Consider the following 20,151-nt stretch of genomic DNA (forward strand, 5'->3'; position numbering starts at 1 on the left):
TCCGTTTTTTTATTATTGGGAATCCTGAATTTTAAGGCTATATTTGTGAAACTAAAAATACAGAATGTCCGAAACAAAGAATAGCAGGTTCCCCATCTATGCTGTAATTTTTACAGTACTTTTTAAACTCCTTTTTTTATTAACGCACTATATCCAGGAAGATGCATTTATTACCTGGAGGGTCGCTCAGAATTTACTGGATTACGGAGTGATCGGTTTCAATGGAGATACTAAAATCTCGGCTTCTACCACTCATCTGTATGTTTTTGTATCCTATATTTTCAACTTTGTTTTTGGAAAAGAAAACTTTATTGAACCTCTTTTGATTTTCAATTCTCTTCTTTTTACAATAGGGACATTGCTTCTTTCTCATTTGGTTCTTAAAAATCCTTTGCATAAAGCTATTTTCATCTTTTTAATAGGTATTCTTCCTCCTTCCATTAAAATTTCAATCCTTGGAATGGAGTATGGACTATTATTTTTTCTGGAGATGTCATTGCTGTATTACGGCTTTTACAAAGGAAAAAAATGGGTGCTGGCCTTACTTCCGGTTCTGATCATGTTCACAAGAATAGACACGGTGATCTTCCTGGGAATTGTATTTCTGGTTGACCTTTTCTGGAACAAAAAAATCAGATGGATTTATGTCTTTGGGGGAATTTGGGGTGTTTTATTTACCGTAGCCTTCAACTGGTTTTACTTTGGTGAGCTTGTCAATAATACCATCACAGCAAAGAAATTACTGTATGAGCAAAGTTTTACACTGCAGCAGCACATTAATTATTTCTTTGCAAGTTTTGGAAATTTCTGGGGAATGCTGAAAGTACCTGGGAATTTTAATCCTGTAACAGTTGTTGTATTGATTTTTGAGCTTCTGTGTTTCATTTACCTGGTCAGACAGAGAAATAACAGGAATTATTTCCTGTGGATGATTTTTATTTTCGGATGGATAAAACAGATTATTTTTATCTCTCAAAAAAGCTTATTCGATTGGTATTACTGGGTTCCGCAGCTTCTGCTTTTCGTGCCTGTTCTTATTTTTATCTTAGAACAGAAAGAGAAAAGAAACCTGTGGCTGTCTTTATTGATTATATTTTATATTGTTCCCATGCTTGCCTTTCAGACTATTCATTCTATTGCGACAGGAAATGGAGAATGGAATTACCGCAGAACAATAGGGGTATTTTTAAACCAATATGAAAAGGACAAGAATCAATGGATCTTGCTGGAACCGGCGGGATATGTTCCTTACTTTTCGGGGTTAAAAACAATTGATGAAGTAGGGCTGGTAGATAAACAGATTCAGGAAGAAATCAAAAAGGATAAAGTGAATTATTGGATCAATACAGTAAAAACAAGAAAGCCAAAATATCTTCTTTCCTATAAAAATCTGTATGAAGGCAATGATGCTAATGCTGTTTATTATCAGACTCATTACAGGCTTCTGAAAGAATTCAGAGTGAAAGATCACCTGAAAAGCGACCACAAAATACTGGAAAAAATCTATCAGCTGAAGCCTTCCGGAACAGATTATAATCTATACATTAAAATAGAATAAAGAATAAAGAATAAAGAATAAAGAATAAAGAATAAAGAATAAAGAATAAAGAAGTTGAAAGGGTAGACGGACTCAAACTCCCAAACTCTCAAACCCTCCGACTCTCAAACCTTCAAACCCAACCTATGAAATACTGTGCTTTTCTCCGTGGTGTCAACGTAAAAGGAACAAACATGAAAATGGCTGACGTATGCCAGGTTTTTAAAGAGGCTGGAATGGAAGATGTAAGTTCCATACTCGCTTCCGGAAATATCGTTTTTTCTTCAGATAAAACTGCTGGAGAATTAAAGACAATTCTGGAAAAAGCAATGTCCGGGCATTTTTCTTATGAAGCTTTTTTATTTGTTAAATCCAAAGAGGAGGTAGAATTATTCTGGAATAGTATCCCTTTTGAAAAGAGTGATGATCTTCATATTTATGCCTTTGTGGGAGTTCCGGGAATTGAGAATATTTTGATGGAAGAATTTCAAAAAGCTTCCCAGACAGAAAATGAAAATGCAGAAATTATCAATAGTATATTTTACTGGCAGGTTCCAAAAGGAAATACCTTAGATTCTACTTTTGGAAAGATTTTAGGCAAAAAAAGCCTTAAAGACCGGTTTACAAGCAGGAATACCAACACCTTTGAAAAAATCCTGAAAAAGATGAACTAAGATTTTTTAGAAGCCCTACTTAACATTGCTTAATTAAAAATTTATTGATTTCTTAATTCACATAATAAACAAACTTTCTTAATGCCTTAATGTTAAGATAAGAAGTATCTGTATACTCAATAGAAGCGGGTTTTTAAAAAACAATAAATCCCAATCGGTTTTAGCCAAAACCTGATAAAAACAAAAAAGCTATCCTCAATGAGAATAGCTTTTTGTATGTAATTATTATAATGGAAGCACTACTTATTTAATGATTCTTTCCAATACCCATTCAATCAGGTTTTTCTCAGAAGCATGGTGATCTGCAGAGAATTCTCCACGTCTTCTGTTGGCAATTACGTTATTCACAGTAATGGCTTTATGTCCTAATAATTTTGAAAGAGCATAGATAGCAGAAGTTTCCATTTCGAAATTTGTGATCCCAAGATCATTTAAAGTTTCCAGGAATTTGTCATCTACTGCTTTTAAACGAAGCTGTCTTCCCTGTGGAGCATAGAACCCTGGGAATGTAGCCGTATTTCCGTGGTATTTGGCATCTTTATAATAGTCTCCCATTTCTTCTGCCCAGTCTGAGAAATAAAGCATTGGCTTAATTTTTTCATAAGGGAATTTTTCCATGAAGCTTTTAGAAAACTCATTTTCAAAGTTGTAATCCTGGTAAAAGTGCATCAATCCGTCTAGTCCCACTACATTTTGGGTAACCAGCATATTATCAACCTGTACATCCGGGTTTACACTTCCGCAAGTTCCCATACGGAATAATTCAAGAGCTTTGTGTTCAGTTTTGAACTCTTTATTTTTAAGATCGATATTAACCAAAGCATCCAGTTCGTTCATCACGATATCGATGTTTTCAGTTCCGATACCTGTGGACATTACTGTAATTCTTTCTCCGCGAAGAGTTCCTGTATGCGTATAAAATTCTCTCTTATTTTTTTTGATTTCTACCGTGTCAAAATATTTTGAAACCTTTGCCACTCTGTCAGGATCACCCACAAGGATAATTTTATCAGCGATATCTTCGGGTAAAAGATTCAAGTGGTATACACTTCCGTCTTCATTCAGAACAAGTTCTGAGGCAGCAAGTTTATTGAGCATAATGTATATTTTTGTATTTTAATTAATGAAAATTGCGTCTTTATAAGGAGATCCGGCAAGATCGAAGATCGTATCGTATTCTTCAACGATTCTTTTTTGTCCCTGAACGACTTCGTAGACCGTAATAATTGTTTTTTCAAAGTTTTTAGGATCTTTCCGTTGTGAGGTAATCTCATAGAAATGATTATCCTTTTTGAGGACAGAAACAAGCTCTTCCTTAGTTGAGTTGTTGGTTTCCATCATTCCGGGAAATTCCATTACAACATCTTTTAGTTCAGTATAATTTTTATAAGGCTTTGTAACTCCATTTGAGTATACATAGACATTGGGAATATCTTTGCCCTGCTCTAATCGGACCAGGTAATAGTCGTTACCTTTCTTCTCTGCATAAACAGCCATTTCCTGTTGTTTTTTCTTTTGCGAAAAAGCAGAAAGAGAAAGCAGGCTGGCCATGCAAGCAAACAATAACTTTGTTTTCATATTACTATTTTTAGTTTTGATTTGTTGAATTATATTAAAAATCCTCTCCCAGTAACCTTCACCATTATTTTTCACCGGTTTTTTCGAAAGAACCGTTCTCCTTAGAATAATGAATTTGATTTCGGGGTTTAAAATTAGTAAAAAATCTGTTACCTATAAATATAAACATTTTTTAATCTCCTATTAAAGTTAAGATAATATTTGATTAATAGATTTGCCGTTAAAAATTAATGAGATCTTACCCATTGCTTGTTGTGATCCTTTTAATAGGGTTTGCAGTAATGTCTTTTAACCCGGTTTACAAAGGAAAGGAAAACGAAAATACATTTATCAATAAAGGATTAACAGACTTTAAGGGTAAGCTGGAACAGCTGAAATCAGATGTTTATCGGTTTTCTGAAGATAAGATTTCCCTTGAAGAACTGCAAAAATCCCTTAGCAGTACCAGAAATTCATTCAAGGAAATAGAATTTTATATTGCCTATCATTATCCTGAATTTACAAAAACTCACCTTAATGCAGCTCCTTTATTCCATATAGAAGCAGCCGGAACATCAGCTTATACACTTCCACCGGAAGGGTTGCAGGTTTTGGATGAACTTATATTCTCCGAAGATGCCACAAATGAAAAAGAAAAGATTAAAACCATTACTGATTTTTTATATAAGAGCTATTCAAATTTCTATCTGAGCACCGTAAAAAATGGACTAAGCAGAGGAAATAATAAAACGTTGCCTTTACGTATAGAGCTGATCAGAATTTACACCTTGGGAGTGACAGGATTTGATACTCCGGGTTCTCTGAATACGTCTGAAGAAGCCCGTTCTGCATTTCTGGGAATAAAAAAATATATCAGTGACGATCTTTATTTTAAAAACTACAATATTGGAAAAGCCAATCAGATTCTGACTGAAGGAATCAGCTATCTGTCTTCCCATAAAGATTTTGAAACTTTTGACAGGATAGAATTTTATAAAAAATATATACAGCCATTATATGAAGAATTGGGAAGATGGGACGGCAGGCCTGACGATTTGAAAGAATTCTCAGGCTGGAATGTAGGTAACAAAAACCTTTTCAGCAGTGATTTCTTAGATCCATATTTCTATACTTTATTAAAATCTTCAGAAGACAGCCCTTCTCTTAGAAACCTTGGAAAATCCATTTTCTACGATCAGAATCTTAGTGGTAACGGGAAAATGAGCTGTGCAACCTGCCATCTTCAGGAAAACGCTTTTACAGACCTTACAGCAAAATCTCCAAGCAATATGGAAGGAAAAACAGTCTTAAGAAATTCACCGTCTCTTTATAATGCTGTTTTTGCGAAAAGATTTTTCTACGATCTTCGGGCTTTTTATCTTGAACAGCAGGCTGAACATGTCATTTATAATGAAGAAGAGTTTAATACCAGCTATGAAAATATCATCAGCAAATTAAAAACAGATCCTGAATATAAAAATAAATTCCGTAATGCTTTTAAAGATGGTAAAATCAATAAGGAAAACTTCTCAAAAGCCTTAAGCTCTTATGTAGCTTCGTTGTATTCTTTTGACAGTGACTTTGACCGTTTTATGAGAAATGAAAAAGAGGTTTCCGAAGATGTTAAAAAGGGTTTTAATTTATTTATGGGGAAAGCCAATTGTGCTACCTGCCATTTTGCCCCTCATTTTTCAGGTTTAGTACCACCGCTTTTCAATGAAAACGAATCTGAAGTATTAGGAATCACAACAAAACCAGTCAGTCAGCTTCCTGTAGAACTCGATTCCGATCTTGGAAGAGGAAAAAGCCCGGTGAAAAAAGAAAAATCATGGATTTATGATTACTCATTCAAAACTGTTACAGTAAGAAATATTGCCCTTACCAAACCTTATTTCCATAATGGAGCTTTCAGTACGCTGGAAGAAGTTCTCGATTTTTATAACGAAGGTGGAGGAGAAGGCTTAGGATTAAAAATGAAAAATCAAACATTAGCTCCCGATAAACTGAATCTTAGCCCAACAGAAATCAAGCAGATTATTGCTTTCCTGAATGCTCTTACCGACGTGAGTAAAGCGAAATAATATGGATTTTGGAAAAAATAAGCTCCACTTTACAACCTTATAGGTTTTTAAAACCTATAAGGTTTAACAAACGATCGATGTACAAAAGTCTTTCCGAAACAAATTATCCAGAATTCAGGTTAATATAACTGTTGAAAATTTTGTTATTCTTTTTATTTTAGCAGCAATTTTACCTGTATAGGCTGTTGATTGCGAATAGCCTCTACTTTTACTTCTCCTTTCCATTGGGAAAGCTGATAGATATTAAGCAGATCAGCTGCTTTTTTGATTTCTGTACCATCCATAGTTCTGATGACATCTTTTTCCTGCAGGCCGGCTTTTTTCAATGGGCTGTTGGATTCAAGTTTCACAATAATAGCACCATTTTCATCGGCCAGTCCATAGGCTGATCGCTCTTCATTACTTTCTACTGACTTTATTAATGCATTCAGAAAGCTGATTGATGCTACATTTTTTTCGTTATCAGTATTGTATGTTAATATGGGGAATGGTGGCTTAGCCGCAATTTTTTTGAGTCTGGGAAGCTGCACCCCAAATTCATCCATTGGAAAATTTTTAAACCCTATATGCAATGCCGGTGAATTTTTATTGACTCTGTAATCTCCGGTTTGAGGATTGATAAAAGTTGCATTTCCGGCAATACTGTGTTGGTCTGTATTTCTCTTTTGAGCGGCGGCCATGGCAGAAGAATTGAAAAAAAGATTATAGTCAATGTTGTTGCCCCAGTTATCAATCCCTATAGGAGCATAAGGAATCATTACAATGTTGTGGGAGAAGGTATCGCCACTATTTTTAAACCATACATGCGGATGAAAACTATTGTTGATCATAATGTTATTTTCTGCTTTTCGTTTGAATCCCTCACGCAGCTTAAGTCCACCATTCAAAAGTACATTATTATAGATGTGGTAATTGGAAGAGCCGTCGTCTAAATCAATATCCCATCCGTGATCACAACGGAATCTGTTGTTTCTGATAATCGTGGTCTGTTCAGCATCCAGTAAGATTAATTCAGGATGTGCGATGGTAATGCTGTCCATATATTTTCTGGAAGGACTCCAATACCGGTCTCTTCCCCATGAATTGAAAGCTCCATGATCTCCTGTCTCCAGCACGGTATTGAACACGTCATTAAATTCTATAATATGTCCTCCGAAAGCACCATCACCAATATTAATACCAGCTCTTGGTGTATTGTATATGGTATTGTGTTTTACTGTAATATTGGAAGCGATATCTATCTGGATACCTGCAGACTGTTTTTCAATCCTTCCTATGTCATGGATGAGATTGTTTTCAGCAATACATTGTTGAGGATAAAGATTTGATTTTGGTCCGGGAGTCTTATCCAGTTGTTCATAAGGAATATAATCTTCATATCTGAATGAGGGAGAGCGAACCGCGCTGGAATTTCCTACAAACGCAATTCCACTGGCTCCCGCACCATAAATAAGGTTTCCGCTGATAAGATTATTTCTATTGTACCCACTTATCATAATGGCATTGCCTCCTACCTCGGTAAATGTACAATCTGTTATTTTTATTTCCTGAGTATTCTCAAGAAGAACAGCCCCTCCTCTATAAATGGCCCAGTCACTTCTTAAAAGAGGTTCTTTGGTATCCATAAAGCTTCGCTCATTATGCATAAAGCTTATGTTTTTTATTTCTATGTTGGATAAGGGAGTTTTTGCAGTGCCTTTTATTTCAATGCTGTTTTTTAAGTGAGAAACTTCTACCTGTGCTTTGGATAGGTCTATTCCTTTTGCTGGAAAGTAATAAAGCAGGCTTCTTTCTTTGTCGAAAAACCACTCTCCCGGACTGTTGAGTTCTTCAAAAATATTTTCCACAAAGCGAAATTGTTTGTGCAATGCAGATGGACGATTATTCTGCCAGCCTCCTTCTAGTTTAAGTTCCCCTTTTTCATCAGTTCCCGTTATTTGATAGTGGAAACCTCCCCATTCTCCGGCATGGAGCCCGTGAATATAACCTCCTCTCGGATTTTTCCACTGTCTGATATGTTCAGGAGCTATGGCATCGGCTGAGGTTCCGTTGAAAACCCTGGCTGTGCTATCATAATCGGGATAACGGGCCAGTACCTGAAGCTGTCCATTGATAAACAACCGTTCAAAAGTATTGTTTTGGGGTATCTGGGTAACATAGATGTTATCTTTATAGGGTTTCCAATCAGGTTTTATCAATTTTCCGGCACTTATAACAGCTTGCTCACCAGGATATGAGGTGATAAGAAGTGACTTTGTTTTCAAATTTCCATCCTGTAAAACGAGGGATTTTTGTAAATAATAAATACCTCCTCTCAGATAAATGATAACCTCTTTTCCTGTCATTTTTTCAGCCTCTTGTATGGCACGTTCAGGAGTTCTGAATGGATTTTTTAAAGTTCCGGAATAAGTATCATTACCATTAACAGAAATATATAATTTAGTTTGCGCATGAAGAATTGCAATTGAGAATAAAGCAAAAAATAATATAATTTTTTTTTCCATTGTGTTTTGTTGTTTTAGTGAATATTTTAAACTATTTGAAAGTTATTAATTACAATAAATTATTTTTTTTGTTATTTCATAGTTTTTTGATTTAATTTTAATATAAGTAATTAATTGTGAATAGTTTATCAGTAAATTACGAAAGAATTTTAAATACTTTATAAAATATTTATTCCAATCAATGAGAGGTTCATAACTAACCTATTTAAGCTTTATAAGCCCTTATAGTTTGTCCGTAAAGCTGTAAGTATTAACAATAATTTAATCCCCTTAACATTAGGTTCTAAATTAATTAATATTTCCCGATCTATATTTAAAGTCCTATTAACAGAAGGATAGCTCTAAAAAAATAGTTTTGCAAGGTCTAATAAATCAAATTAAAATGAAGAGAAAATTACTCACACTCGGAGCTTTGGCTTTACTTGCCGGTACCTCTATTCAGGCGCAGACTTTTATTTTTAATAAAAATTCGTCATGGAATTACAAAGACCTTGATCAGGCTCAGCCGGATGCATGGAAAACTAAAACATATGATATTTCTTCATGGGCCACAGGAAATGGTCCTTTAGGATATGGTGATCCTGTAACCACTACCATACATAATGGTGCTACAGGTCTTATTACAGCCTATTTTGCAAAGGATTTCACGGTTGATTTATCTACACTTTCAGATAATATGGAGTTGGGAATAATGAGAGATGACGGGATTGTAGTATATCTTAATGGTGAGGAAGTCGTAAGAGATAATATGCCTGCCGGTGCTGTCACTTTTAATACACTTTCAAGTACAACTGTTGATGGTGCTGCAGAAAGTGTATACAATATTTTCTCTATTCCAAAGTCGAAATTTGTAAACGGAGTGAACAGAATTTCTGTTGAGTTACACAATAGAAGTACTGGAAGTTCCGATCTTAGAATTGATGCTTATTTAAAGACAATACCTGCCGCTACCACTTGTAACGGAACCCATATCAGCTGTTTTACCTCTATCGTTCCTACCGCACAGACGAGCAAGCTTATTATTCCTACAGCGCATAAGTACCAGCTTATCCTGAAAGAAGGAGATAACTATACAGAAGGAGGAGGATTCGTAGGAGGGCAGAACGACTTTACGGCCTATGTCCCGAAAACCGGAAGCAGCACAAACGGATATCTTTCAGTAAACCATGAAACCAATCCGGGAGGAGTTACCATGGCTGAAATCAACTATAATACCTCTACCAAACTTTGGCAGCTGACAAAATCCAGAGCTGTAAGTTTTTCAGATCCTAGCCTGGTACAGACAATCAGGAACTGCTCAGGAGGAATTACTCCATGGGGAACAGTGATTACAGCTGAAGAATCTGTTACTTCCAGTGATGTGAACAATGACGGATATAAAGATTACGGATGGCTTGTTGAAATTGATCCTGCCACAGCTCAGGTGATTTCTAAAAATCAGGACGGAACTAAAGGTAAACTTTGGCAGATGGGAATCATGAACCATGAAAATGTTGTGATCAATACCGCCGGAACTGTTGCTTATTACGGAGAAGATGGAGGAACGCACATGGTATACAAATATGTAATGGATACTCCGAATAACCTGGCTTCAGGAAATCTTTATGTATTGAAACTAGATCAGGGACTTAGTACATCGGGAGATCCGGTGGGTACTACAGCAACATGGGTTCAGATCCCAAACAAAGCTAAGGCTGACCAGAACAATACCAATAGTCTTGCCCAAACATATGGAGGAACAAAGTTCAATGGAGTGGAAGATGTAGATATCAGCCCATTAGACGGTAAGATCTACTTTACAGCAAAAGGATTAGACAAAGTATACCGTTTACAGGATAATGGAGCTACCGCTTCCCAGGTGGAAACATTTGTAGGAGGAGCTTCTACATCATATTCTTTCAATACAGCTCAGGGAACAATGTCTGAAGCCTGGGGAGACGGAAATGATAACCTTACCTTTGATGAGCTTGGAAACCTTTGGGTTCTTCAGGATGGTGGGAAAAACTATATCTGGGTTATTGCTCCTGACCACACGCAGGCTAATCCTAAAGTAAGACTCTTTGCTTCTATGCCGTCTGGTTCTGAACCTACAGGGCTTACATTCACTCCTGATCATAAATTTGGATTCTTCTCTATCCAGCATCCGGATTCTACTATTTCTACAGATATTGACGCGACTGGAAATACAATCAACTATAAAGGAAAATCTGCAACAATTGTGATTGCACTTAAAGAAAACTTAGGAATAGAAGGGTCTTTGGGAACTATAGAGAATAAAGCTGCAGAAACTACAGTAAACGTAGCTCCAAACCCTACTTCAGGAGTTGTTAAAATAAACTCTGAAAAAGGATTGAAAGATATTGCTGTGACCGCTTACAGTATGGACGGAAAAATTGTTTATACAAAGAAGTTTAACGGTTTAAGCAAAGTATTGGACCTAGACTTTACATCACAGCTGGAAGCATCCCGTGTTTTAATTTTAAATATTGAAGCAGAAGGAGGATTCCAGAAGACAGTAAAACTTTTAAAGAAATAAATAATTAAACTTTTGTCTGCCGGTAGTATTGCCGGCGGACATTTTTATCTATGAAAAAATCGATACTGTTTATTTCTATTTTCTCTCTCGTTCTGGCAAAAGCCCAGATCGATCCCGTTAAATATCCTACCTTCACGAATATTGAAGATGCTTTAAACAGCAAAAAAACTGTTTACAGTATGAGCTTCAGAGAAAAAGGCTTATTTAATCTGCCTCCCCAGATTACCAGGCTGGATTCCATATTTTTTCTGAATATGATGGCTAATAAATTTGAAAAAATGGATCAGGAGCTGTTTGAGCTCAAAGAACTGGAGATCTTAAATGTTAATGAAAACAGCATTAAATATATTCCGGACGAAATAGGGAAGCTTACAAAGCTTACTACATTTTCTATCAATTTGAATAGCCTGACAAGCATTAATCCTAATGTAGCCAAACTTCAAAACTTAAAAGCCATTCATCTTGATGCCAATAACCTGAATGTTTTTCCCGAAGCATTGATGGAAATTCCGACTTTGGAAGAAATCAATCTCCAGGGGAATCAGATCAGTTTTATTAGAGACCGTTTGGACCAGATTAAAAATCTGAAATTTTTAAACCTTTCTGACAACCAGATCAATGATCTTGGAAACCTGTCTTTTCCTAAAAATATAAAATACCTTGAACTTCAGCAGAATGCCATTGTAAAACTACCGGAAAATCTATATAAATCTCATAATCTCGAATTTCTGAATGTAAGTGATAATCATATTACCGAAATTTCATCCAAAGTAAAAGGATTAAAAAATATAGTCAGCATGAACCTGGCCAACAATAACCTGAAAGATATTCCTGTAGAAATTCAACAGTTAAAAAATCTTAAAACATTAATTCTTATAGGAAATCCTATTGAAAAATCTAAAATTGAAAAATTAAAAACCTTATTGCCGGAAGCTCAGGTTTATTTCTAAACCTATCCGCCAACACGCTTGGTTTTATAGCCCATATCTTTAAGGATACTCATGATTTTATCACGGTTATCACCCTGAATGATAATTGTCCCATCCTTTTCAGAACCGCCTATTCCTAAGGTGGTTTTTATTTTCTTTGAAATTTTCTTAAGGTCTTCTTCGCTGCCTTCCCAACCCTCAACTATCGTTACAGGCTTTCCGTTTCTTCCCTTTTTTTCAAATTTGCATACCAAAGGTTCTTTCTGCTTGAACTGTTCTTCAGGCATTTCAAAATCCTGCTCATCATGATCAGGAAAAAGGTTCTTCAATTGATCTCGTAAATCCATAAAGCAAAATTAAAAAGATTTACTGATTTATGAAGGGAATTGAAGCTGAAATTTTATGATAAAAATGATCTTTTTTCATTCGATAGAAATTCATCTGATCATTTCCGTATTACCTGCGATATCATCCTGATGATCAATAATCAATAAAATTCGAGCCTTCAAATTCTTCTATTCATCGGAAATTAGGTAAATTTGTAGTACAAAAGTTATACGAAATGTCGAAAAAAGCAATACTGGCAATCCTTGACGGATGGGGATTGGGAACAAACCCAAATGTTTCTGCCATAGATAAAGCAAATACACCATTTATAGACAGCTGTTACCAAAAATTTCCACACACCACACTTGAAGCAAGTGGTTTAGCAGTGGGACTTCCTGCAGGACAAATGGGAAACTCTGAAGTAGGCCACATGAATCTGGGTGCCGGAAGAGTAGTGTATCAAAACCTGGTAAAACTCAATATGGCCGTTGAAAACGGAACCTTGGGACAGGAAAAAGTGATCCAGGATGCTTTTGAATATGCAAAAAGAGAAAATAAAAAAGTACACTTTATGGGATTGGTATCCAATGGAGGAGTACACTCCCATATCAATCATTTAAAAGGATTATTATCTGCTGCCAAAGAATTCGGGTTGAACGAAAATGTTTTTGTTCATGCCTTTACAGACGGCAGAGACTGTGATCCACATTCAGGGCTGGGATTTATAGATGAGCTTCAGAAGCATATGGAAGCTACTACAGGAAAATTGGCAACGGTAGTAGGAAGATACTTTGCCATGGATAGAGATAAGAGATGGGAGCGTGTAAAATTAGCGTATGATGCTCTTGTGGCAGGAATAGGCTTACAGACTACAGATGCCCTGGCTGCTATTAAGGATTCTTATGATCATAATGTAACCGATGAGTTCCTTAAACCAATTATTCTGATGAATACTACCGCTACAGGAAATGTAGTGCCGGTAGCGAAGATTATAGATAATGATGTGGTGATCTGTTTCAACTTCCGTACAGACAGGGGAAGAGAAATTACAGAAGTTCTTTCACAAAAAGATTTCCCGGATTTTTCTATGCGTAAACTCAACCTTTATTATATTACGTTGACGAATTACGATAAAACATTCCAGAATGTTCAGGTTGTTTTTGACGAAAATGTGTTAACAGAAACCATGGGGGAAATACTTGAGAGAAACGGAAAATCCCAGATCAGAATTGCCGAAACGGAAAAATATCCTCACGTTACCTTTTTCTTCTCGGGAGGACGGGAGGAAGAATTTAAGGAAGAAAGAAGATTACTTTGTCCAAGCCCAAAAGATGTTCCTACCTATGATTTAAAGCCGGAGATGTCAGCTTATGATATCACCAGTGCTATTGTACCGGAATTAGAAAATGGAACGGCTGATTTCGTTTGTCTGAATTTTGCCAATACAGATATGGTAGGTCATACAGGGGTTTTTGAAGCGGCTGTAAAAGCGGCTGAGGTAGTAGATCAGTGCATTGAAAAAGTGGCTACAGCTGCTTATGAAAACGGATATGCTGTTTTTATACTGGCTGACCACGGAAACTCAGATGTAATGATTAATCCGGATGGAACTCCAAACACACAGCATTCAACCAACCTCGTTCCTTTTATCGTAATGGATAAAGATAAAACCTGGAATTTAAAACCCGGGAAACTGGGTGATGTAGCGCCTACCATCCTTAATGTAATGGGCGTAGAAATACCGGCTGCTATGACAGGAGAGATTTTAGTTAGTTAAAATTCAATAATATTCATAAAAAAATGCCGTTATAATCATATAATGGCATTTTTTATGATATATATCAGATAAGGTATGACTTGCATACTTTATTATGCCATAAATAATAAATAAATCATATCTTTGTTAATTAAAAACTGAATAGTAAAATGTATCAAAAGCTTGTTAGGAAAGAAGTAATGGGAATATTGGAAAAGGAAGTAGGTTCTTTTCTGGATAAATTTTTAACGCCAATTGAAAAAATTTGGCAGCCTTCCGATTACCTGCCAGATCCGTCAAGCGATGACTTTAAACATGATTTAGAGGAAATTCAGACTTTTGCCCGTGAGATGCCTTACGACTTATTTGTAACTCTAATTGGAGACTGTATTACGGAAGAGGCTCTTCCTTCTTATGAGTCCTGGTTAATGGGTGTAGATGGAGTAGACCAGGAAAAAAAAATGGGCTGGGCGAACTGGGTGAGAGCCTGGACAGCAGAAGAAAACAGACACGGCGATTTACTGAATAAATATCTATACCTGTGTGGCAGAGTAAATATGAGAGAAGTAGAAATTACCACTCAGTATTTAATCAATGACGGGTTTGATTTAGGAACGAGTATGGATCCATACAGAAACTTCATTTATACAAGTTTCCAGGAAACAGCAACTAATATTTCTCACAGAAGAGTAGGTACTTTGGCTAAACAATCCGGAAACGGAAAGCTGGCTAAAATGTGTGGTGTAATTGCTGCAGATGAAGCAAGACACGCTAAAGCATACAAACATTTCGTGGCTAAAATCCTTGAAATTGACCCTTCAGAAATGATTCTTGCCTTTGAAGATATGATGCGTAAGAAAATTGTAATGCCAGCTCACCTGATGAGACAGTCAGGGCAAAAAGCAGGAGAACTTTGGGGACATTTTTCAGATGCTGCACAAAGATGTATGGTATATACAGGTAATGATTATATCAATATCATGAAAGATCTGTTGGATGAATGGAAAATTGAGCACGTAAAAGGGCTTACAGAAAAAGCAGAAAAAGCTCAGGAATATTTAATGAAGCTTCCTGCAAGACTTCAGAAGATTACAGACAGAGTTTCTACACCGGATCTTCAGTTCCAGTTTAACTGGGTGAAGAGCTAAATTGTATAGATTTTTTTAAATTATAAAAGTATTGAGTGCCTTTCTTTTTGGCACTCTTTTTTATTTCTTATCTTTGCCAAGCTAAAAAAAGAACAAAATGTTAAATAATAAAAAGATTGCCGTTGACTTTGACGGAACGATTGTAGATGATGCATATCCGGCAATTGGAAAAGCAAAAATTTTTGCTTTTGAAACCTTAAAAAAACTTCAGGCAGAAGGATACAGACTTATCCTTTGGACATACAGACACGGAAAAACATTAGATGAAGCAGTAGAATTCTGCAAAAAAAACGGCGTAGAATTTTATGCCGTAAATTCAAGCTTTGAAGGAGAAGTTTTCGATTCTGAAAATCAATCCAGAAAACTGGATGCAGACTGGTTTATTGATGACCGGAATTTAGGGGGATTTCCTGGATGGGGTGAAATCTACAATATTATTCAGGAAAGAATAGAATTCCGTGTAGAAGGAAGAGAAGTTCTTGCCTATTCAAAACTAAAAAAAGAAAAGAAAAAAGGACTTTTCTGGTAAAATAAAAATATAACAATTTAACAGTGTACCTTTATCAATCAATATTGTTACACTGATACATTAATACATTGGTAAATTAATACAATGATTCAATTAAAAACGATAGACGAACTGCGTCTTATGAAGGAGAGCGCCCGATTGGTTTCTAAAACATTGGGAATGTTGGCTAAAGAAATTAAACCCGGAATAAATACTTTATATTTGGATAAACTGGCTCATGATTTTATTAAGGATCATGGAGGAGAGCCTGCGTTTTTAGGATATGGAGGCTTTCCGAACTCACTGTGTATTTCTCCGAATGATCAGGTAGTTCACGGTTTCCCCAACAAGGATATTGTAAAAGAAGGCGATGTACTTTCCGTAGACTGTGGAGCAATCCTGAACGGTTTTGTAGGAGATCATGCTTATACCTTTGAAATTGGCGAAGTAAAACCTGAAGTGAAAAAACTACTGCAGGTGAGTAAAGAATCTCTTTATAAAGGAATTGAACAGTGTGTAAGGGGAAAAAGAATCGGTGATATTTCCCATGCTATCCAGGCCCATTGTGAAAAAGAAGGATATGGAGTGGTAAAAGAGCTTGTAGGGCATGGTTTAGGGAGAAAAATGCATGAAGATCCACAGGTGCCAAACTATGGAAGACAGGGAAGCGGAAAAGTGATTAAAGACGGACTGGCTATTGCTATTGAGCCGATGATTAACCTTGGAACTGAAAAAGTGAAATTCCATAATGACGGATGGACGGTAACTACTTTAGATAATCTGCCATCTGCTCACTTTGAACATGATGTGGCTGTAATCAACGGTAAACCTGTGTTGCTTTCTACATTCCAATATATTTACGAAGCTTTAGGAATTCAAAGCGACGAAGAAAAGCAGTTTCAGCTGGATTTTTAATGAAAAAAATAACGAAACTTTTACTGAATAAAATTCCGCGTCCGATGCTTATCAAAATGAGCATCTGGGCAAGGCCGCTTATTTATCAGTTTTTTAAAGGAGATCAGTTTTTTGATCCTATAGATGGAAGGTCTTATCGGAAATTTCTTCCTTACGGATATGGAAAGCAGAGAGAGAATGCCCTTTCTCCGGGAACACTGAGTTTGGAAAGACACCGCCAGATGTGGCTATATCTTCAGAATGAGACTGATTTTTTTATTAAAAGCTATAAAGTTCTGCATATTGCTCCTGAACAGGAATTCCTGAGGAAATTTAAGAGGATGAGCAATCTGAATTATATCTCAGCAGATTTGTATTCCCCGATTGTAGATGTAAAGGCAGATATCCTGGATTTACCTTTTGAGGATGAAAGTTTTGATATTATCTTCTGTAATCATGTTTTGGAACATATTGAAGATGATGCCAAGGCAATGAGTGAACTGTACAGGGTGATGAAACCCGGGGGATGGGGAATACTGCAGGTCCCGATGAAAAACTCATTGGAAAAAACCTATGAAGATTTTAGCATTAAAGATCCGAAAGAACGTCAGAAACATTTTGGACAATATGACCATGTCCGCTGGTATGGGATGGATTATTTTGACCGTTTGAAAAAAGCAGGTTTCGAAACAGAAGTGAATTTCTATTCTCAGAAATTTCCACAGGAAGAAATCAAAAAATACGGACTAAGAGAGAACGAAATCTTACCTCTGGTTTTCAAAAAATAAATAAGACCTGCCCATTTTTGGCAGGTTTTTTTAAGGATAAACCAAAAGCAATGGAAGCAGAAAATACTGAAAAAATTTGGGTAAGAAAAGCGAAACCGCCCTCATACAGAAGACGGTTCCATTTTAAATATAGATAGAAGTTTATATGCTTTTTTAAGGTCGAATCTTAGTGTGAAGAAGAAACAGCTTTCAGTCCTACAACAGAGCCGATAAGCGTTACAATAAAAAATACTCTCCAGAAGCTTACAGGATCTTTAAAGAAGAAAATTCCCATTAAAGCTGTTCCTACAGCGCCAATTCCTGTCCACACGGCATACGCTGTCCCGATAGGCAGTGTCTGAGTTGCTTTGATCAGCAAAAGCATGCTTATAGTCATCGTGATCAGAAAGCCGGTATACCAAAGGTACATTTCCGTTCCTGATGTTTCTTTTGCCTTTCCTAAACATGAAGCGAAAGCAACTTCAAATAATCCTGCGATAACCAATATGATCCAATTCATTTTTGTTAATTTTTCTACTGCAAATTTCAGAATTTTAAAGCAGACAAAATTTTACAATTGTTAAAAAATGCGATTGGGAATAGAAGGAATTATATAATCCGGTTCAAACTACTTAATCTCTGCCCGTATCCGGCTCAGGCTCACTTGGGTGATTCCGAGGTAAGATGCAATATAGCCCAGCTGAACTCTTTTCAGTAAATCAGACTGATAAAACATAAGATCCTTATAACGTTCCAGAGATGTTTTAAACTGTCTTGAGATGATCAGTTCCTCAGATTTAATCATTTCGGCCTCCGCTAATTTTCTTCCCCAGTTGGCAATATGAATGTCCTCATTGAACAGTTTCTTTAGGCTTTCCGTTTCCAGCTGGTACAATTCGCAGTCTTCCAGCAGTTCAATACTCTCATAACCGGGCTTATCCTCTACATAACTTTTCATGGAAAGAATACACTGGCCTTCACTTCCAAACCAAAAGGTAATGTCATTTTCTGAAGTGCTGGCATAGGCACGGGCAATACCTTTGCGGATAAAATAAAGATAGGGGATTACTTTATCAGCCTCCATCAGACAAAAACCTTTAGGATGAGAAACTTCGGTAATATGTTCTTTTAAACTTTTTTTTGAGGCTTCAGGAAGGAGATAAATCTGATCAAGAATCTGGTCTATATTCATACATATGAATTCTAATATTCAAAAGTATCAGTTTTAAGTAATGTAATGCAAAATAATCTTATAATTTTTTTAGGTTTAAAGAAGATAAAAGTTGATAAAATTCTTGATGTATTATCCTTTGAATTATATGCTATGGGCTGCTCTAATGATTGATCGTAGACTTAGGTAAGTATAAACGTTTAATCTTTCCTATCAGGTTCCCTTTAAAATTTCTTTTTTGTAATGCAGTATAACGCTCAATAACTCTCTTTTTTCTTTTTAAATATAGAGATTCACACCAAGACCAATTTTGTTTTTACTAACTTTGCAGTTCGTAATAATATTTTTATGCACAAAGCAGGATTTGTAAATATAGTTGGAAAGCCCAATGCCGGAAAATCGACTCTTCTTAACCAGTTGATGGGGGAGAAGTTAGCGATTGTAACGCAGAAAGCCCAGACAACGCGTCACCGAATTTTTGGGATTTATAATGAAGAGGATCTACAGATTGTATTTTCTGATACTCCGGGAGTATTGGATCCAAAATATGGTCTTCAGGAAAAAATGATGGATTTTGTAAAGGATTCTTTACAGGATGCTGATGTTTTCCTATTTATTGTAGATGTTACCGATAAAGCAGAACCTTCGGAGTTTTTAATAGATAAACTGAATAAAATTCCTGTTCCTGTCCTTCTTTTACTGAATAAAGTTGATCAGACTACACAGGAAGGGCTTGAAAAATTAGTAGAAGACTGGCACAATAAAATTCCGAAAGCGGAGATTCTGCCTATTTCTGCACTGAATGCTTTCAATACAGAGATTATTTTACCTAAATTAAAGTCTTTACTACCTGAAAACCCGCCTTATTATGATAAAGACCAGTATACGGATAAGCCGGAAAGGTTTTTCGTAAATGAGGCTATTCGTGAGAAAATTCTTTTGAATTATGATAAAGAAATTCCTTACTCTGTAGAAGTGGTTACAGAACAGTTTAAGGAAAAAGAAGGAATTATTTTTATAGATTCTATTATTTATGTAGAAAGGGATACCCAAAAAGGAATTATTATTGGGCATAAAGGTGAGGCTATTAAAAAAGTGGGGACTGAAGCAAGATTAGACCTTGAAAAATTCTTTTCTAAGAAAATTCACCTTAATTTATTCGTAAAAGTGAAAAAAGATTGGCGAAAAAATGACAGAGATTTAAAAAACTTTGGTTACAGATAGACTAAAAAACGCTGTAATCCCGTTGTATTAAAAGATTTTTATTACCTTAGTCTAAATTTTTTAGTAAATGAACTATACTAATTCAAATTCCAGCTCAATACTTAAAGATATTGTTTTATTTGCAGTGAGAGTTTTTGTAGGTTTTGCAATGCTTTCTCATGGATTTCCAAAGCTTCAGATGTTATTGGAAGGCGGTAAAATTGAGTTTTTTGATTTTATCGGATTAGGGCCTCAGATTTCCCTGATTCTTACGGTATTTGCGGAATTTGTTTGTTCAATATTACTGATATTAGGGCTTTTCACAAGAATCTCTTTAGGATTTCTAATCTTTACAATGGCTGTTGCTGGCTTTTTTATTCATGGCGCAGATCCTTTTGAAAAGAGAGAGCTGAGTCTTGTTTATCTTTCTGTGTATCTTCTGTTAGCAGCATTTGGTGCAGGAAAGTTTTCAGTAGATCATATGATAGAAAAAAGAAAACGGGCTTCAGATTGGTAAGCCGGTTTCAAAAAAGATATAAAAGAGCATTGTTTAATGCTC

At 35.9% G+C, this 20,151-nt stretch carries 18 protein-coding genes; 12 read left to right on the forward strand and 6 right to left on the reverse strand.

Annotated features, from left to right (window positions below; translation table 11 throughout):
- Window positions 1–64: 64 nt before the first annotated feature.
- Window positions 65–1,558, forward strand: a complete 1,494-nt coding sequence (locus MP478_RS07140) for a hypothetical protein (protein WP_257200031.1) — start codon at window positions 65–67, stop codon at window positions 1,556–1,558.
- A gap of 125 nt (window positions 1,559–1,683) precedes the next feature.
- On the forward strand, window positions 1,684–2,211 hold the full coding sequence (locus MP478_RS07145) for a DUF1697 domain-containing protein (protein ID WP_257200032.1): 528 nt from the start codon (window positions 1,684–1,686) through the stop codon (window positions 2,209–2,211).
- Window positions 2,212–2,454: 243 nt separating this feature from the next.
- Here MP478_RS07145 and MP478_RS07150 read toward each other — a convergent pair whose 3' ends face one another.
- Window positions 2,455–3,309: a nucleoside phosphorylase gene (locus MP478_RS07150; protein WP_047495721.1), complete on the reverse strand. Its 855-nt coding sequence runs from the start codon at window positions 3,307–3,309 to the stop codon at window positions 2,455–2,457.
- An 18-nt stretch (window positions 3,310–3,327) separates the two neighbouring features.
- Window positions 3,328–3,789 (reverse strand): hypothetical protein, encoded by a 462-nt coding sequence (locus tag MP478_RS07155; protein WP_257200033.1) that lies wholly within the window; start codon window positions 3,787–3,789, stop codon window positions 3,328–3,330.
- A gap of 230 nt (window positions 3,790–4,019) precedes the next feature.
- Between MP478_RS07155 and MP478_RS07160 the strand changes: the two genes are divergently transcribed.
- Window positions 4,020–5,849: a cytochrome-c peroxidase gene (locus tag MP478_RS07160; protein WP_257200034.1), complete on the forward strand. Its 1,830-nt coding sequence runs from the start codon at window positions 4,020–4,022 to the stop codon at window positions 5,847–5,849.
- A 152-nt stretch (window positions 5,850–6,001) separates the two neighbouring features.
- Here the strand turns inward: MP478_RS07160 and MP478_RS07165 are convergent, their stop codons facing one another.
- Window positions 6,002–8,353: a PDZ domain-containing protein gene (locus tag MP478_RS07165; protein ID WP_257200035.1), complete on the reverse strand. Its 2,352-nt coding sequence runs from the start codon at window positions 8,351–8,353 to the stop codon at window positions 6,002–6,004.
- A gap of 382 nt (window positions 8,354–8,735) precedes the next feature.
- On the opposite strand from MP478_RS07165, the gene MP478_RS07170 reads away from it, so the two are divergent.
- Both MP478_RS07170 and MP478_RS07175 read left to right on the forward strand, forming a co-directional pair.
- Window positions 8,736–10,889 carry an alkaline phosphatase PhoX gene (locus MP478_RS07170; protein ID WP_257200036.1) on the forward strand — a complete coding sequence of 718 codons (2,154 nt, stop codon included), beginning with the start codon at window positions 8,736–8,738 and terminating at the stop codon, window positions 10,887–10,889.
- A gap of 50 nt (window positions 10,890–10,939) precedes the next feature.
- On the forward strand, window positions 10,940–11,839 hold the full coding sequence (locus MP478_RS07175) for a leucine-rich repeat domain-containing protein (RefSeq protein ID WP_257200037.1): 900 nt from the start codon (window positions 10,940–10,942) through the stop codon (window positions 11,837–11,839).
- Window positions 11,840–11,841: 2 nt separating this feature from the next.
- On the opposite strand, the gene MP478_RS07180 is transcribed toward MP478_RS07175, so the two are convergent.
- Window positions 11,842–12,165, reverse strand: a complete 324-nt coding sequence (locus MP478_RS07180; protein ID WP_047495705.1) for a translation initiation factor — start codon at window positions 12,163–12,165, stop codon at window positions 11,842–11,844.
- A gap of 215 nt (window positions 12,166–12,380) precedes the next feature.
- Here MP478_RS07180 and gpmI point away from each other — a divergent pair, with 215 nt between their 5' ends.
- The 5 genes from gpmI (at window position 12,381) to MP478_RS07205 (ending at window position 17,239) form a co-directional block, all read left to right on the forward strand.
- Entirely contained in the window at window positions 12,381–13,922 is a 1,542-nt protein-coding gene (gene gpmI / locus MP478_RS07185; protein WP_257188898.1) for a 2,3-bisphosphoglycerate-independent phosphoglycerate mutase, read from the forward strand.
- A gap of 149 nt (window positions 13,923–14,071) precedes the next feature.
- A complete protein-coding gene (locus MP478_RS07190) occupies window positions 14,072–15,049 on the forward strand; it encodes an acyl-ACP desaturase (protein ID WP_257188897.1) in 978 nt (325 codons plus the stop codon).
- 97 nt (window positions 15,050–15,146) lie between these two features.
- Window positions 15,147–15,578 (forward strand): BT0820 family HAD-type phosphatase, encoded by a 432-nt coding sequence (locus tag MP478_RS07195; protein WP_209799831.1) that lies wholly within the window; start codon window positions 15,147–15,149, stop codon window positions 15,576–15,578.
- A gap of 84 nt (window positions 15,579–15,662) precedes the next feature.
- Window positions 15,663–16,472 carry a type I methionyl aminopeptidase gene (map, locus tag MP478_RS07200; RefSeq protein WP_230035502.1) on the forward strand — a complete coding sequence of 270 codons (810 nt, stop codon included), beginning with the start codon at window positions 15,663–15,665 and terminating at the stop codon, window positions 16,470–16,472.
- Window positions 16,472–17,239 (forward strand): class I SAM-dependent methyltransferase, encoded by a 768-nt coding sequence (locus MP478_RS07205; protein ID WP_230035504.1) that lies wholly within the window; start codon window positions 16,472–16,474, stop codon window positions 17,237–17,239. Before map ends, MP478_RS07205 begins: the two co-directional genes overlap by 1 nt.
- Before the next feature lie 166 nt (window positions 17,240–17,405).
- Here MP478_RS07205 and MP478_RS07210 read toward each other — a convergent pair whose 3' ends face one another.
- Together MP478_RS07210 and MP478_RS07215 are read right to left on the reverse strand one after the other, a co-directional pair.
- The gene (locus MP478_RS07210; protein ID WP_027375222.1) at window positions 17,406–17,738 is read right to left on the reverse strand and encodes a multidrug efflux SMR transporter; all 333 of its coding nucleotides are present in this window, start codon (window positions 17,736–17,738) and stop codon (window positions 17,406–17,408) included.
- Window positions 17,739–17,846: 108 nt separating this feature from the next.
- Window positions 17,847–18,410, reverse strand: a complete 564-nt coding sequence (locus MP478_RS07215) for a Crp/Fnr family transcriptional regulator (RefSeq protein ID WP_257200038.1) — start codon at window positions 18,408–18,410, stop codon at window positions 17,847–17,849.
- Between the two features lie 327 nt (window positions 18,411–18,737).
- Between MP478_RS07215 and era the strand changes: the two genes are divergently transcribed.
- Together era and MP478_RS07225 are read left to right on the forward strand one after the other, a co-directional pair.
- Window positions 18,738–19,613 carry a GTPase Era gene (gene era / locus MP478_RS07220; protein WP_230035508.1) on the forward strand — a complete coding sequence of 292 codons (876 nt, stop codon included), beginning with the start codon at window positions 18,738–18,740 and terminating at the stop codon, window positions 19,611–19,613.
- 67 nt (window positions 19,614–19,680) lie between these two features.
- Window positions 19,681–20,109, forward strand: a complete 429-nt coding sequence (locus MP478_RS07225; protein WP_257200039.1) for a DoxX family protein — start codon at window positions 19,681–19,683, stop codon at window positions 20,107–20,109.
- The last annotated feature ends 42 nt before the right edge of the window (window positions 20,110–20,151 follow it).

It is taken from the genome of Chryseobacterium sp. WG14 (genome assembly GCF_024586945.1).
Lineage (GTDB): Bacteria > Bacteroidota > Bacteroidia > Flavobacteriales > Weeksellaceae > Chryseobacterium.